Source organism: Vibrio sp. 10N.222.54.E6, from assembly GCF_041473955.1.
GTDB classification, from domain to species: domain Bacteria; phylum Pseudomonadota; class Gammaproteobacteria; order Enterobacterales; family Vibrionaceae; genus Vibrio; species Vibrio tasmaniensis_A.
Map to the genome: position 1 here is coordinate 1 of NZ_JBFRTD010000029.1, position 13,936 is coordinate 13,936.

Sequence of the window (13,936 nt, forward strand, 5' to 3'; positions counted from 1 at the left end):
GTGATTCGATGTAACGTTGTTTGTACTTTTTCTTTCATAAAGAAAGAATGGTGGCTACTGCGGGATTCGAACCTGCGACCCCATCATTATGAGTGATGTGCTCTAACCAACTGAGCTAAGTAGCCATCTGAGAGCGAAGTAATATAATATAATCTCGCTTCCAATGCCATTATCTTTTTAAAGATAATTACACTTTTAATAGTGGCTGGGCTACCTGGATTCGAACCAGGGAATGCTGGCATCAAAAGCCAGTGCCTTACCGCTTGGCGATAGCCCAACAGGATATCATTTAAGATATCTAAATAATGGTGCGGTCGGAGAGACTTGAACTCTCACACCTCTCGGCGCCAGAACCTAAATCTGGTGCGTCTACCAATTCCGCCACGACCGCTTTATTTCCTAAAAACTCTTTGTTGTCAAAAGACATACGTTTAATAACAAACAGAGTGCTTAGGAAATGGTGGCTACTGCGGGATTCGAACCTGCGACCCCATCATTATGAGTGATGTGCTCTAACCAACTGAGCTAAGTAGCCATTTCCAAATTGTTGCTCATTTCGAGACGTTGCCGCTTCGTTGTGAACGGGGCGCATTATGCGGAGTTGAGTGAAACCCGTCAACTTTTTTTTTGAATAAATCACGAATAAACATCTGTTCGGTTTCTTTTTAGTCAAAGAGGCGTATTTGTCAGCAAGAAATAGGTTCAAATGCCGATATATATAGGAAGTTAAGTTTTGGATAAGAAGCTCTTTAGAAAGAGCGAAAACGAAAAAGGCCAGTGAATTCACTGGCCTTTTATTAGATGTTTATCGGTAATTAAACGTTGAAACGGAAGTGAACAACATCACCGTCTTTAACGATGTATTCTTTGCCTTCAAGACGCCATTTACCTGCATCTTTTGCTCCGCTTTCACCGCCAAATTCGATGAAATGTTCGTAACCAACTACTTCTGCACGGATGAATCCTTTTTCGAAGTCGGTGTGGATCTTGCCTGCAGCTTGTGGCGCAGTCGCACCTACAGGGATCGTCCAAGCGCGAACTTCTTTAACACCTGCAGTGAAGTAAGTCTGAAGAGTAAGTAGTTCGTAACCAGAGCGGATCACTCGGTTAAGGCCTGGTTCTTCGATACCCATGTCTGCAAGGAACTCTTCACGATCTTCATCGTCAAGTTCAGAAAGCTCAGATTCGATTGCAGCACAAACAGCAACAACAACGTTGTTCTCTTTTTCTGCGTACTCACGAACTGCGTCTAGGTAAGGGTTGTTTTCAAAACCATCTTCAGCAACGTTTGCGATGTACATTGTTGGCTTAAGCGTTAGGAAGTTAAGGTAGTCGATCGCCGCTACTTCTTCTTTAGCAAGTTCAACAGTACGAGCCATACCACCTTCTGTCAGGATAGGTAGTAGCTTTTCAAGAACCGTAGTTTCGAATTTAGCGTCTTTATCGCCGCCTTTTGCTTTTTTAGCATTGCGGAATATTGCACGTTCACAGCTATCTAGATCGGCAAGAGCAAGCTCAAGGTTGATCACTTCGATATCTTCGATAGGTGATACTTTGCCTGAAACGTGAACGATGTTTTCGTTTTCAAAGCAGCGTACAACGTGACCGATAGCATCAGTTTCGCGGATGTTAGCTAGGAACTTGTTACCTAGACCTTCGCCTTTAGATGCGCCAGCAACTAGGCCTGCGATATCTACGAATTCCATTGTCGTTGGAAGGATCTTCTGTGGATTAACAATTTTTGCTAATGCATCTAAGCGTAGATCTGGAACCGGAACGATACCTGTGTTTGGTTCGATCGTACAAAATGGAAAGTTTGCTGCTTCGATGCCTGCTTTAGTCAGTGCGTTAAACAGAGTTGACTTACCAACGTTTGGTAGACCAACGATGCCACATTTAAAACCCATGATATAAACCTTATTCTGCTTTGAACGTATGTAAGCGATTTTGTGCTTTTGGTAGGCCATCTTTCAATAAGATGTCTAGGCTACGAACCGATTCGTCAACGACAGCCTCGATACACTCTTGCTCTTTCGCAGGAGCTTTGCCTAATACATAACCTGCAACTTTATCTTTGTGTCCTGGATGGCCAATGCCTAATCTAAGACGATAGAATTCTTTATTGTTACCCTGCTTGCTGATGATGTCTTTCAGACCATTATGTCCACCATGACCACCACCTTTTTTAAACTTACCAATACCTGGAGGGAGGTCTAACTCATCGTGAGCGACCATGATCTCTTCTGGTTTAATTTGGTAGAACTTTGCCAGTGCTGCAACTGCTTTGCCGGATAAGTTCATAAAAGTCGTTGGGATCAGCAAACGAAGATCTTCACCATGAACCATGATACGACCCGTTAGGCCAAAGAACTTTGGTTCGTTCTTCAGTGTCACGTTGTGTACACGTGCTAATTCTTCAACTACCCAAGCACCCGCATTGTGGCGAGTTTTGGCGTATTCTGGACCTGGATTAGCCAGTCCAACGAGAAGTTTTATTTGTTGGCTCAAGGTATGGATCTCTCTTGGGATTTCAAAAAGCGCCGTATGATATCACAGTTTATGAAAAAGGTGCGAGCTAGCTGATAGCAACTCAATGATTCAAAACTGTGGTCAAATTCACTTTGTGGTCGTTATACCAATCGTAGTAAATAACTGGTCACCCTAGCTGGTTAAAATGCTCGATAACTGCGTTATAATTTTTGATTGTAGAATAACTACTTATCAAAAAATTACGCCTTGTTCTCAAGCTTTTTTCCTGCGCTATTTCTGAACACTTACTTACTGTGATTGGTATTAGATATAAAAAAAGCACTTCATTGAATGAAGTGCTTAATATCTTTTTCAGATTGTTCTGCTAAAGCAAAGCTATAGAACTTTGATTAGTTGAACATCGCAGAGATAGACTCTTCGTTGCTGATACGACGAATCGCTTCAGCAAGCATGCGAGAAAGGCTTAGTTCAGTTACTTTACCTGTCGCGGCCATTTCTGGAGAAAGCTTGATTGAATCGGTAACAATAACTTGGTCTAGAACTGAATTGCGGATGTTTTCTGCAGCAGTACCAGAGAATACAGCGTGAGTTGCGTAAGCGAATACACGCTTAGCACCGCGCTCTTTAAGCGCTTCAGCTGCTTTACATAGTGTGCCACCCGTATCGATCATGTCATCAACGATAACACAGTCACGGCCTTCAACATCACCGATTAGGTTCATTACTTCAGAAACGTTAGCACGTGGACGACGCTTATCAACGATAGCGATGTCAACATCACCTAGCGCTTTAGCCGTTGCACGAGCACGTACAACACCACCAAGGTCTGGAGAAACCACAACTGGGTTTTCTAGGCCACGGTTAGCCATGTCTTCTAGAAGAACTGGAGTGCCGAAAATGTTATCAACAGGTACATCGAAGAAGCCTTGGATTTGCTCTGCGTGTAGGTCGATAGTCAAAACGCGGTCAACACCAACGTTAGAAAGGAAATCTGCAACAACTTTTGCAGTAATAGGCACACGAGCAGAACGTACACGACGATCTTGACGGGCATAACCGAAGTAAGGGATTACAGCAGTAATACGGCCAGCAGAAGCACGGCGCATTGCGTCAATCATTACCACCAATTCCATAAGGTTGTCATTGGTTGGTGCACAAGTTGATTGAATCAGGAATACATCGCTACCACGAACGTTTTCATTGATTTGTACAGCGACTTCGCCATCAGAAAAACGGTCTACAGTAGCATCTCCAAGAGAGATGTATAGACGATCAGCAATACGTTGGGCTAGTTCAGGTGTTGCGTTACCAGCAAATAGCTTCATATCAGGCACGGTGGAAACCTCGGGTTGCGTCCAGTTTTAAATAGATTGTGGGTGGGCTGATTGGTATTCAGCCAAAGTTTCTTTTAAAGGCGAAATGTTTCGTCCTCTCGCGACAAACGCGGAAACTGTGTCAGGCAGTTGCTCTAGCACTGATTCGGCTTCTTTTTTGCTGCTAAATTCAGCAAAAACGCATGAACCCGTACCAGTCAATCTCGACGGCGCGTATTGTAGCAGCCATGAAAGTTGCTTATCAACCTCTGGGTACAGCATTCGCACAATTTTTTCGCAATCGTTTACGTATTCTTGCTCTAGAAGCGTTGATAGTGCTCGCTTCGGCGTATTTCGAGTTAATTCTGAATGTGTGAATATGTCTACAGTTGCTATGCTCACTTGAGGTTTAACAACGAGATACCATTTTTCATCCGGATTGGCGGGTTGCAGTTGTTCTCCAACCCCTTCAGCAAAGGCGGCATGGCCTTTAACGAAGACAGGAACGTCTGCACCAAGCTTCAAACCGATCTCTGCTAGCTGATTATCAGAAAGGTTGAGTTGCCATAAATGGTTGAGAGCGACTAACACGGTCGCAGCATTTGAAGAACCTCCACCAATGCCACCTCCCATAGGAAGCACTTTCTTTAACTCAATATCCGCACCGAAAGTCGTCGATGTGTATTGTTGAAGGGCAGTTGCGGCTTTCCAAATCAGGTTATCTTCTGTCGCAACACCTGGAATTTCAGGTGTGATGGTTATCGAGCTTGTTTCTCGGTTTGCGGTAACCGTAAGTTCATCGCCAAAGTCGACAAACTGAAATAGGGTCTGAAGTTCGTGATAGCCATTGTCGCGTTGGCCAGTGATATAGAGAAATAAATTCAGCTTAGCTGGCGAAGGCCAGTGCGTTGGCGTTGTTATCATTTTTTCAGTGTCCACTTCGAAACTACAATGTTGATTTTGTTCTCGTCTTGATTGAATGACAATCGAGTAGGGAGGGGAATTGTCTCTACCTTTGCGTTGTCTTCATCTGATAGTTGCTTACTCGGCATCTCTGTATTGTGATAGTTAGCAAAATTCAGGGTCCACAGTTGACTGCTGACTTGTTTAGACAGAGATTCAAGCGTGTTAGTGCTGTTGAGTTGGTAGCTGTCTGCTTGGTCGGGAATGCCAAGGAACCATTGTGGTAGGTGATCAATGGGGATCTGCAATCCAGTAAGTTGCTCTACCAATACAGATGCACTTGCATGGGTGAATACTTGATCATCGTAAGTCACGACTTTTGCACCCAAACTGTCGATTGTAAGGTTCAAAGCGGTTTGACCAAGGAAAGTGGTCAGTCTTAATTGGCTTTGATTTGGGGAGTGCTTCCATATGAAGTTTAGGCTTTGGCGTTGCTCTGGAGAAATGTAAGCGAGCTTGCCTGAAGCTTGATAGTTTTCTATCTGTAAAAGCCTGTTTTGGTGACTTTGCCACTCAACGCTGGTCGGTTGTTCTGGGATAGACGAGCAACCCACCATAATGATGGTCAAAAAAATAAGAGACGTGATTTTTCGAAGCTTGCTCATATTTGCTCACAACTTGTTCAAATTTATCTAAAAAACGTCTCAACTATAGCATTGAATTCACGAACTCAGGAAAACAAATCCCGCTTGCTCTTTAAATAGAGCCATGCATCAAGTAAAATTCGCCCCTTGTTTCCATTCCCTGATCGAGAACTTCTGATACATGTCTTTGCTTGCCGTAGGTATCAATCACAATACAGCGTCGGTTGAATTGCGAGAAAAAGTCGCTTTTGGTCCAGATAAATTATCTGAGGCACTTAAGCAACTTAACGCAAATGCACACGTAAATGGAAGTGTCATACTTTCTACCTGTAATCGAACTGAAGTGTATTGTGACGTCAAAGGCGTGGCAAAAAACAAGTTGATCGATTGGCTGTCTGTATTTCATCAAGTTAGCCCTGAAGAATTAAAACCGAGCATCTACATCCATGAAGAACAAGCCGCGATTAAGCACTTAATGCGCGTTGCCTGTGGTTTGGACTCTCTGGTGTTGGGTGAACCACAGATTTTAGGTCAGGTGAAGCAAGCTTATACAGACTCTCGAGATAACAAATCTGTTGATGCTTCAATGGAAAAACTGTTTCAGAAATCATTTTCTGTCGCTAAGCGTGTTCGAACTGAAACTGAAATTGGCGGAAGCGCGGTTTCCGTTGCTTACGCAGCTTGCACATTAGCCAAACACATCTTTGAGTCGATTGCTGAATCAACGGTGTTACTGGTAGGTGCGGGTGAGACGATTGAATTGGTGGCAAAACACCTTTCAGCGAATGGTTGCACCAAGATGATTGTGGCCAACCGAACTCGTGAGCGTGCTTTAGGGCTAGCTGAAGAGTTTGGTGCTAAAGTGATTAGCCTCAATGAAATCCCCGATCACCTGCATCGAGCGGATATCGTGATCAGCTCAACCGCTAGTCCACTGCCTATTATTGGGAAGGGCATGGTTGAGACCGCACTTAAGACAAGAAAACATCAACCGATGTTGTTGGTTGATATTGCAGTTCCCCGAGACGTTGAGTCTCAGGTAGGCGATCTGAATGATGCTTACCTGTATTCCGTTGATGATCTGCAGTCGATTGTTGATGGCAACATTGAACAACGTAAAGTGGAAGCGATCCAAGCGGAAGCGATCGTTAGTGAAGAAAGTGCAGCATTCATGAGTTGGATGCGTTCACTGCAAGCGGTAGACAGTATTCGTGACTATCGAAAATCGGCCAATGAAATCCGAGAAGAATTATTAAGTAAGAGTTTACAATCACTTGCCGCTGGCGGTGACCCTGAAAAAGTTTTACTTGAGCTAAGTAACAAGCTCACAAACAAATTGATCCATGCTCCAACGCGTGCACTCCAAAGTGCAGCAGAGCAAGGAGAACCTGCAAAATTAACGGTCATTAGACAGAGTTTGGGCTTAGAAAACCCTCAATAATATTCGACCTCCAACAGAATAAGACATTATGAAAGCCTCGATTCTAATAAAGCTTGAAACACTTGTTGAACGCTATGAAGAAGTTCAACATCTACTTGGTGATCCCGATGTACTTGGGAATCAAGATAAATTCCGTGCCTTGTCAAAAGAGTATTCTCAATTAGAAGAGGTGACGGGGTGCTTTAAATCATACCAGCAAGCTCAAGAAGATTTAGAAGCTGCTGAAGAGATGGCAAATGAAGACGACGCAGAAATGCGTGAAATGGCTCAAGAAGAAATCAAAGATGCGAAAGCGAACATTGAACGTCTGACTGATGAGCTGCAAATTCTTCTGATTCCAAAAGATCCAAACGATGAGCGTAACTGCTTCTTAGAGATTCGTGCCGGCGCAGGTGGTGATGAAGCGGGGATCTTTGCAGGTAACCTTTTCCGTATGTACTCTAAGTTTGCCGAGAAAAAAGGCTGGCGCGTCGAAGTGATGAGCAGCAATGTTTCAGAGCAGGGCGGCTTTAAAGAGATGATCGCTAAAATCAGTGGCGACGCTGTTTACGGCACAATGAAGTTCGAGTCTGGCGGTCACCGTGTACAACGTGTACCGGAGACGGAATCTCAAGGTCGTGTTCATACATCAGCATGTACTGTTGCGGTTATGCCTGAGATTCCAGAAGCGGATCTGCCAGAGATCAAAGCTGGCGACCTTAAGATTGATACTTTCCGTGCATCTGGCGCGGGTGGTCAGCACGTTAACACCACGGATTCAGCAATCCGTATTACTCACTTACCTACAGGTACAGTAGTAGAGTGTCAAGACGAGCGTTCTCAGCATAAAAACAAAGCGAAAGCGATGGCTGTTCTTGCGGCTCGTATCGTTCAAGCTGAAGAAGAGCGTCGTGCTGCCGCGATTTCAGATACACGTCGTAACCTATTAGGTTCTGGTGACCGTAGTGACCGTATTCGTACGTACAACTACCCTCAAGGCCGTGTTTCTGATCACCGCATCAACTTAACTATCTACCGCCTGAACGAAGTTCTGGAAGGTGATATGCAAAGCCTGCTTGATCCTGTTCTACAAGAGCACCAAGCCGATCAACTAGCTGCACTTGCTGAGCACAACTAATTACTATGCAGTCAGCATATACGGTTGAAAGTGCTTTAAAGTCAGCAATCGTACAGCTTCAAGAGGGCGATAACACATCGCCCTCGATTGATGCTGCGGTACTGCTTTGTCACGCCTTAGATAAACCTAGATCTTACCTACTGACTTGGCCTGAGAAGCATCTCACTTCAGAACAAGAATCCGAATTCCATACCCTTCTAAAACGTCGCTTAACCGGTGAGCCTGTGGCTTATATTGTTGGTGAACGTGAGTTTTGGTCGCTGCCGTTAAAAGTCTCTCCTTCTACTTTAATCCCGCGTCCAGATACGGAACGTTTGGTTGAAGTGGCGTTAGACAAAACGTATGGCAAGCAAGGTGCGATTCTCGATTTAGGAACTGGTACAGGTGCGATTGCTTTGGCATTGGCCTCTGAGATGCCGAACCGACCAGTGACGGGGATTGATCTTCGTCCGGAAGCGCAGCAACTTGCGACAGAAAACGCTCAGCGATTAAATATCACCAACGCCACCTTTTTACACGGCAGTTGGTTTGAGCCTTTGAACCTAGCCAACTCTGAAAAAGAAGCGGTGAAGTTCTCGTTGATTGTCTCTAACCCACCTTACATAGAGAAGAATGCCCCTCATTTATCTCAAGGTGATGTGCGTTTTGAACCGATCACAGCGTTAGTTGCTGAAGAGAAAGGTTTAGCAGATATTCGATACATTTCTGAAAACGCACGAAGCTTTTTAGAAAACGAAGGTTGGTTAGCGTTTGAACACGGTTACGACCAAGGTTTAGCTGTACGTGAGATTATGCAGGCGCTCGGATATCTCGATGTTGTGACAGAGAAAGATTACGGTGGTAATGACCGAGTGACATTGGGTCGTTACTGTTCATAGGCTGCTGTTAATCATCTTGTGAGCAATAGATGATGAACTTGCTAAATTGATACCTTTAACTCGAAAATACACTTAACTTGATAATGCATTTAACGCAGAAATACAGAGCATTAACGGGTATTGTGTGGCTCGTGTTAACGAAAGACATATAAAAATATAAAGGAATACCATGTACGAAGGTTTAAAACATTTTCACCTATTAACGATTGCTATAAGCGCACTGCTTCTTTCGATTCGTTTCGCTCTTATGATGGCTAACTCACCGAAGCTTAAGCATCCTTTCTTACAGCGTTTCCCTCATATCAATGACTCATTGCTGTTGCTTTCGGGTATTGGTTTGATTTTTATCACTGGCTTTATTCCATTTACACCAGCAGCACCCTGGTTAACCGAAAAACTAACCTGTGTTATGGCTTACATCGCACTGGGCTTCTTTGCGCTTAAGCTAGGTAAAAACAAGCTACTGAGAGTGTTCTCTTTCTTTGGTGCGCTTGGCTGGTTAGCGATGGCAGGTAAAATTGCAATGACGAAGACACCAACATTTTTCGGTTAATTATCTCCTTATTTCGGTTAACTACCTATGTACGAATTTTTTGATGAAGACTTTGACCAGCTAGAGTTAGCTGAAGGTGCATTGATCTTAAATAAAGCGATTAACCCAGAAACTCAAGACAGTTGGGCAGAACAAGAGTTGGCGAGATTGTTAAAAGACGCCGAGTTTGCTTTGGTTAACGAAACGGATGAACAGCAGAAGTTTGAATCCTTTATTCGACTATTCTTTTATGAGTGGGGTTTTGCTGGGGATAAAGATGCGTATTTTTCTTCGGAAAACGCATTTATCGATAAAGTACTTGAGAGAAAAAAAGGCATTCCAGTGAGTCTTGGTGCGATCTTTCTTTATCTAGGTCGCAAGTTAGGCTTCCCTGTTGAAGGCGTGTCTTTCCCAACTCAATTCTTACTTAAAGTGAGTTGGTTCGGGCAAGCTGCTGTATACATTAACCCGTACAACGGCGAGTACGTTGGCGTGCAAACTTTACGAGCATGGCTTATTGGGCATGATGGCCCACTAGCTAAGGTAAAAGCTGAACACTTAGAAGTTGCTGACCACCCAACGATTATTGGTAAGTGGCTAGCGTTACTTAAGAGTGCATTGCTTCGAGAAGAGCGTTATACGCTTGCATTGAAGTGTACCGACCTTGCGTTAACGTTTGTGCCGGATGATCCGTATGAAATCCGCGACCGCGGCTTTATTTATCAGCAGCTAGACTGTCATCAGGTCGCTGCTACGGATTATCAATATTTTATCGACCAATGCCCAGATGACCCTGCATCTGAGCTACTAAAATCTCAAGTGAACGTCATGAACGAAAAGATAGTGGTTGTTCACTAATTAATAATTATTTAGAGAGAATATGATGGAACAGAAAACAGTTCACATTGGCAATATGCCAATTGCTAATGACAAGCCATTTACGCTATTTGCAGGTATGAACGTTCTTGAATCTCGCGATCTAGCTATGCAGATCTGTGAGCACTACGTGAAAGTAACAGAGAAGTTGGGTATCCCTTATGTATTTAAGGCGTCTTTCGACAAAGCAAACCGTAGCTCAGTTCACTCATACCGTGGTCCTGGCATGGAAGAAGGTCTTAAAATTTTCCAAGAGCTGAAAGATACCTTTGGCGTGAAGATCATCACTGATATTCACACTGAAGCGCAAGCTCAGCCTGTTGCTGATGTGGTTGATGTAATCCAGCTTCCAGCGTTCCTTGCTCGTCAAACTGATCTTGTTGAAGCAATGGCTAAGACTGGCGCGGTTATCAATGTGAAGAAGCCTCAGTTCATGAGCCCAGATCAAGTGGGTAATATCGTTGATAAGTTTGCTGAGTGTGGCAACGAGAACATCATTCTTTGTGAACGCGGTTCTTGCATGGGTTATGACAACTTAGTAGTTGATATGCTTGGTTTTGGTGTGATGAAGAAATCATCAAACGGTAGCCCAATCATCTTTGATGTGACTCACGCGCTTCAAATGCGTGATCCATCAGGTGCTGCATCTGGCGGTCGTCGTGAGCAAACGGTTGAACTAGCTAAAGCGGGCATTGCGACGGGTATTGCTGGTCTATTTCTTGAGGCTCACCCTAACCCGGATCAAGCTCGTTGTGATGGCCCATCAGCTCTACCGCTAGATAAGCTAGAACCGTTCTTGAAGCAGATGAAAGCACTTGATGACCTTATCAAAGGCTTCGAGCACATCGAAATCAAATAGTTTTATCTGATGTTAAGTCACTAGTATTAACTAGAGAGTGTTAACTCGTTATTTGATTGTAATAGACAAACGCCCAACTCTTAGAGTTGGGCGTTTTTTAATGGAACATCCGTTTAGTTCACCGAAGCCTCGGCCTATTTGGGCTATGACTAAGCTGTCTGTCTGGCTGTTCACGAACTTGTTTTGCAGTGCGTCAATCCACGATAGGCGATTAACCCCTTGTTAACAGAGCCTCTGATTCCCTAAGAAAGCGGTATAGGTGTGTGAGGTCTGTCCTGTTTGTAGTGAATTGCTGACATTCATCACACTTTATAAGTAAACGATTGCCTGTGATGCAGGGGAAGTTTGAGTGTAATCTCATAATTTTGTTACACTTAACTGTTGATTCATGCGTGACCAATTCGACATAAATATGAAATCATCGTGTTACATTTAGAATGTTAATTTAAGATTAGTCATGTTGAAGTCTTATTGTTCGAACTCCAGACAAGGAGTCGCAATGGATTATAGAAAGCAGTGGATTCCCCTAAAAAGTTCAAAGGTATGACAATGAAGCAACGCCTTATTCTAAAGACAGCACTAAGTGCTGCAATCCTAGCTACTTTGGCTGGATGTGCGTCTCAATCAGCTCATGATTGGAACCAAGACGAAACTTATAAGCTAACTATCCTGCATACGAACGACAACCATGGTCGTTTTTGGCAGAACAAATACGGCGAATACGGCATGTCTGCACGTAAAACGCTTGTTGACCAACTTCGTGCAGAAGTTGAAGCAGAAGGCGGTAGCGTGTTGCTTCTATCTGGCGGTGACATCAACACTGGTGTACCAGAGTCAGACCTTCAGGATGCAGAACCTGATTTTAAAGGTATGAATAAAATTGGTTACGATGCAATGGCATTAGGTAACCACGAGTTCGATAACTCACTAGACGTACTGCAAAAACAGATCGACTGGGCAAACTTCCCAATGCTATCTGCAAACATCTACGACAAAGCGACAGGCGAGCGTAAATTCCAAGCTTACGAGATGTTTGAAAAGCAAGGTATCAAAATTGCTGTTATCGGTCTAACGACTGAAGATACTGCGAAAATTGGTAACCCAGAATTTATTGCTGGTATCGATTTCCGTGACCCTAAAGAAGAAGCGAAGAAACTGATCGCTGAACTTAAAGAAACAGAAAAACCCGATCTTATCTTCGCTGTGACTCACATGGGTCACTACGAAAATGGTCAGCGTGGTGTTAATGCTCCGGGTGATGTAGCACTAGCTCGTTACCTAAATGAAGGCGATCTAGATATGATCGTTGGTGGTCACTCTCAAGAGCCTGTATGTATGGAAGGCCCTAACGTTGCGAAGCAAAACTTCAAGCCGGGTGATGAGTGTAAACCAGACGTTCAAAACGGTACTTACATCGTTCAAGCTCACGAGTGGGGCAAGTACGTAGGCCGTGCTGATTACGAATTCCGTAATGGCGAACTAGAGATGGTGAGCTACGACTTGGTTCCCGTTAACCTTAAGAAGAAAGTTAAGATTGACGGCAAGAAGCAACGCGTTCTTATTCAAGATGAAATCGCACAAGATCCAGAGCTGCTTGAATTCCTACGTCCTTTCCAAGAACAGGGCCAAGCTCAGTTAGAAGTTCAAATCGCTGAGACAAATGGCAAGCTTGAAGGTGACCGTAACGTAGTTCGCTTCCAACAAACTAACCTGGGTCGTTTGATTGCGACTTCTCACATGGAGCGTGCAAAAGCAGACTTCGCTGTGATGAACTCTGGTGGCGTTCGTGACTCAATTGAAGCCGGCGATGTGACGTACAAAGATGTACTAACAGTACAGCCTTTTGCAAACATCCTGACTTACACTGATATGACTGGTAAAGAAGTTCTAGATTACCTAAACGTAGTGGCGACTAAACCTGTTGATTCAGGTGCTTATGCACAGTTTGCAGGTATTTCTATGACTGTCGCTGACGGTGAAGTATCGAATGTCTTCATCGGTGGCAAGCAGCTTCGTTTAGATGAAACATACCGCTTTACGGTACCAAGCTTTAACGCTGCTGGCGGTGACGGTTACCCTAAACTGTCTGATCACCCTGGCTTTGTGAACACAGGTTTTGTTGACGCTGAAGTACTAAAAGAGTACCTAGAAGCAAACAGCCCTGTTGATGTGAACAAGTACGCGCCTTCAGGTCAAATGGTTTACAAGTAATTGAACCCAGTTAATTGAATCACTAGGTGCTAAATTAGATTGACTCTAGCACCATGATAAATTTAACTAAAGCGACGCCTCGGCGTCGCTTTTTGTTTATCTATCGTTTGGATTTGTTATGACCCCTGCAATCAATCTCGCCAAGAAAAAGAAAATCGCTCACAGTGTGCATCAGTATCATCATGATACAAATAACACGAATTATGGATTAGAGGCTGTCGAAGCGCTTGGTCAAGATCCCAAACGTGTATTCAAAACTCTGTTGTTCAGCTTGAATGGTGTGGCGAAAGATTTGGCGGTAGCTGTTATTCCTGTTGACCAGAAGTTAAACCTTAAGCTTGCAGCTAAAGCAGCGAAAGGTAAAAAAGCAGAGATGGCTGATCCAGATATTGCTCAGAAAACGACAGGTTATGTGGTGGGAGGAATCAGTCCTCTTGGTCAGAAAAAAGCATTACCTACCTTTGTTCATTCCAGCGCTACCGATTTTGAAACGATATGTGTGAGTGCAGGGAAGAGAGGGTTAGAGATCGAGCTAGATCCGAAAGACTTAGTACTACTTACGCGTGGTCAGTTTGCTGAACTATGCCTGTAGCTTGTGCTTTCCATAACGATAAACGTACATGATCACAAATAAAAACGCCCGCTAGACTAATCTAGCGGGCGTTTCTTTAT

13 protein-coding genes and 4 tRNA genes are annotated in these 13,936 nt (G+C 43.9%); 8 read left to right on the plus strand and 9 right to left on the minus strand.

Annotated features, from left to right (window positions below; all coding sequences use genetic code 11):
- Nucleotides 1–48: 48 nt before the first annotated feature.
- The 9 genes from AB4513_RS17075 to lolB all read right to left on the minus strand — a co-directional run bounded on the left by AB4513_RS17075 (nucleotide 49) and on the right by lolB (nucleotide 5,371).
- Nucleotides 49–125: transfer RNA gene (locus AB4513_RS17075), tRNA-Met, on the minus strand.
- A gap of 77 nt (nucleotides 126–202) precedes the next feature.
- Nucleotides 203–277 (minus strand) — tRNA-Gln (locus AB4513_RS17080).
- A gap of 29 nt (nucleotides 278–306) precedes the next feature.
- Nucleotides 307–391 (minus strand) — tRNA-Leu (locus tag AB4513_RS17085).
- 67 nt (nucleotides 392–458) lie between these two features.
- Nucleotides 459–535, minus strand: a tRNA-Met gene (locus AB4513_RS17090).
- A gap of 280 nt (nucleotides 536–815) precedes the next feature.
- The gene (gene ychF, locus AB4513_RS17095; RefSeq protein WP_029223110.1) at nucleotides 816–1,907 is read right to left on the minus strand and encodes a redox-regulated ATPase YchF; all 1,092 of its coding nucleotides are present in this window, start codon (nucleotides 1,905–1,907) and stop codon (nucleotides 816–818) included.
- A 10-nt stretch (nucleotides 1,908–1,917) separates the two neighbouring features.
- Nucleotides 1,918–2,508, minus strand: a complete 591-nt coding sequence (gene pth, locus AB4513_RS17100; RefSeq protein ID WP_010439162.1) for an aminoacyl-tRNA hydrolase — start codon at nucleotides 2,506–2,508, stop codon at nucleotides 1,918–1,920.
- A 371-nt stretch (nucleotides 2,509–2,879) separates the two neighbouring features.
- Complete coding sequence (locus AB4513_RS17105; RefSeq protein ID WP_012603389.1) at nucleotides 2,880–3,824, minus strand: ribose-phosphate pyrophosphokinase; 945 nt, start codon at nucleotides 3,822–3,824, stop codon at nucleotides 2,880–2,882.
- A 27-nt stretch (nucleotides 3,825–3,851) separates the two neighbouring features.
- A complete protein-coding gene (ispE, locus tag AB4513_RS17110) occupies nucleotides 3,852–4,727 on the minus strand; it encodes a 4-(cytidine 5'-diphospho)-2-C-methyl-D-erythritol kinase (RefSeq protein WP_102257968.1) in 876 nt (291 codons plus the stop codon).
- Nucleotides 4,724–5,371 carry a lipoprotein insertase outer membrane protein LolB gene (gene lolB, locus AB4513_RS17115; RefSeq protein WP_102257967.1) on the minus strand — a complete coding sequence of 216 codons (648 nt, stop codon included), beginning with the start codon at nucleotides 5,369–5,371 and terminating at the stop codon, nucleotides 4,724–4,726. Before lolB ends, ispE begins: the two co-directional genes overlap by 4 nt.
- A 160-nt stretch (nucleotides 5,372–5,531) precedes the next feature.
- Between lolB and hemA the strand changes: the two genes are divergently transcribed.
- The 8 genes from hemA (at nucleotide 5,532) to ybaK (ending at nucleotide 13,856) form a co-directional block, all read left to right on the plus strand.
- Nucleotides 5,532–6,791: a glutamyl-tRNA reductase gene (gene hemA, locus AB4513_RS17120; protein ID WP_102257966.1), complete on the plus strand. Its 1,260-nt coding sequence runs from the start codon at nucleotides 5,532–5,534 to the stop codon at nucleotides 6,789–6,791.
- A 28-nt stretch (nucleotides 6,792–6,819) separates the two neighbouring features.
- Entirely contained in the window at nucleotides 6,820–7,908 is a 1,089-nt protein-coding gene (gene prfA / locus AB4513_RS17125) for a peptide chain release factor 1 (RefSeq protein ID WP_009848728.1), read from the plus strand.
- Nucleotides 7,909–7,913: 5 nt separating this feature from the next.
- On the plus strand, nucleotides 7,914–8,786 hold the full coding sequence (prmC, locus tag AB4513_RS17130) for a peptide chain release factor N(5)-glutamine methyltransferase (protein ID WP_102257965.1): 873 nt from the start codon (nucleotides 7,914–7,916) through the stop codon (nucleotides 8,784–8,786).
- 169 nt (nucleotides 8,787–8,955) lie between these two features.
- Nucleotides 8,956–9,339 (plus strand): SirB2 family protein, encoded by a 384-nt coding sequence (locus tag AB4513_RS17135; protein WP_009848726.1) that lies wholly within the window; start codon nucleotides 8,956–8,958, stop codon nucleotides 9,337–9,339.
- Between the two features lie 27 nt (nucleotides 9,340–9,366).
- Nucleotides 9,367–10,176 carry a SirB1 family protein gene (locus tag AB4513_RS17140; RefSeq protein ID WP_017097592.1) on the plus strand — a complete coding sequence of 270 codons (810 nt, stop codon included), beginning with the start codon at nucleotides 9,367–9,369 and terminating at the stop codon, nucleotides 10,174–10,176.
- Nucleotides 10,177–10,198: 22 nt separating this feature from the next.
- Nucleotides 10,199–11,053, plus strand: coding sequence for a 3-deoxy-8-phosphooctulonate synthase (kdsA, locus tag AB4513_RS17145; RefSeq protein ID WP_012603393.1), 855 nt, complete (start codon nucleotides 10,199–10,201; stop codon nucleotides 11,051–11,053).
- 549 nt (nucleotides 11,054–11,602) lie between these two features.
- Nucleotides 11,603–13,264, plus strand: a complete 1,662-nt coding sequence (gene ushA, locus AB4513_RS17150; RefSeq protein ID WP_029223112.1) for a bifunctional UDP-sugar hydrolase/5'-nucleotidase UshA — start codon at nucleotides 11,603–11,605, stop codon at nucleotides 13,262–13,264.
- A 118-nt stretch (nucleotides 13,265–13,382) separates the two neighbouring features.
- Nucleotides 13,383–13,856, plus strand: a complete 474-nt coding sequence (gene ybaK, locus AB4513_RS17155) for a Cys-tRNA(Pro) deacylase (protein WP_017099628.1) — start codon at nucleotides 13,383–13,385, stop codon at nucleotides 13,854–13,856.
- The last annotated feature ends 80 nt before the right edge of the window (nucleotides 13,857–13,936 follow it).

Bases quoted from the DNA above. Each gene is read 5' to 3' on its own strand.
- prmC (WP_102257965.1), top strand. From the start codon at position 7,914: ATGCAGTCAGCATATACGGTTGAAAGTGCTTTAAAGTCAGCAATCGTA.
- hemA (WP_102257966.1), top strand. From the start codon at position 5,532: ATGTCTTTGCTTGCCGTAGGTATCAATCACAATACAGCGTCGGTTGAA.
- ispE (WP_102257968.1), bottom strand. From the start codon at position 4,727: ATGATAACAACGCCAACGCACTGGCCTTCGCCAGCTAAGCTGAATTTA.
- prfA (WP_009848728.1), top strand. From the start codon at position 6,820: ATGAAAGCCTCGATTCTAATAAAGCTTGAAACACTTGTTGAACGCTAT.
- AB4513_RS17140 (WP_017097592.1), top strand. From the start codon at position 9,367: ATGTACGAATTTTTTGATGAAGACTTTGACCAGCTAGAGTTAGCTGAA.
- ushA (WP_029223112.1), top strand. From the start codon at position 11,603: ATGAAGCAACGCCTTATTCTAAAGACAGCACTAAGTGCTGCAATCCTA.
- ychF (WP_029223110.1), bottom strand. From the start codon at position 1,907: ATGGGTTTTAAATGTGGCATCGTTGGTCTACCAAACGTTGGTAAGTCA.
- kdsA (WP_012603393.1), top strand. From the start codon at position 10,199: ATGATGGAACAGAAAACAGTTCACATTGGCAATATGCCAATTGCTAAT.
- lolB (WP_102257967.1), bottom strand. From the start codon at position 5,371: ATGAGCAAGCTTCGAAAAATCACGTCTCTTATTTTTTTGACCATCATT.
- ybaK (WP_017099628.1), top strand. From the start codon at position 13,383: ATGACCCCTGCAATCAATCTCGCCAAGAAAAAGAAAATCGCTCACAGT.
- AB4513_RS17135 (WP_009848726.1), top strand. From the start codon at position 8,956: ATGTACGAAGGTTTAAAACATTTTCACCTATTAACGATTGCTATAAGC.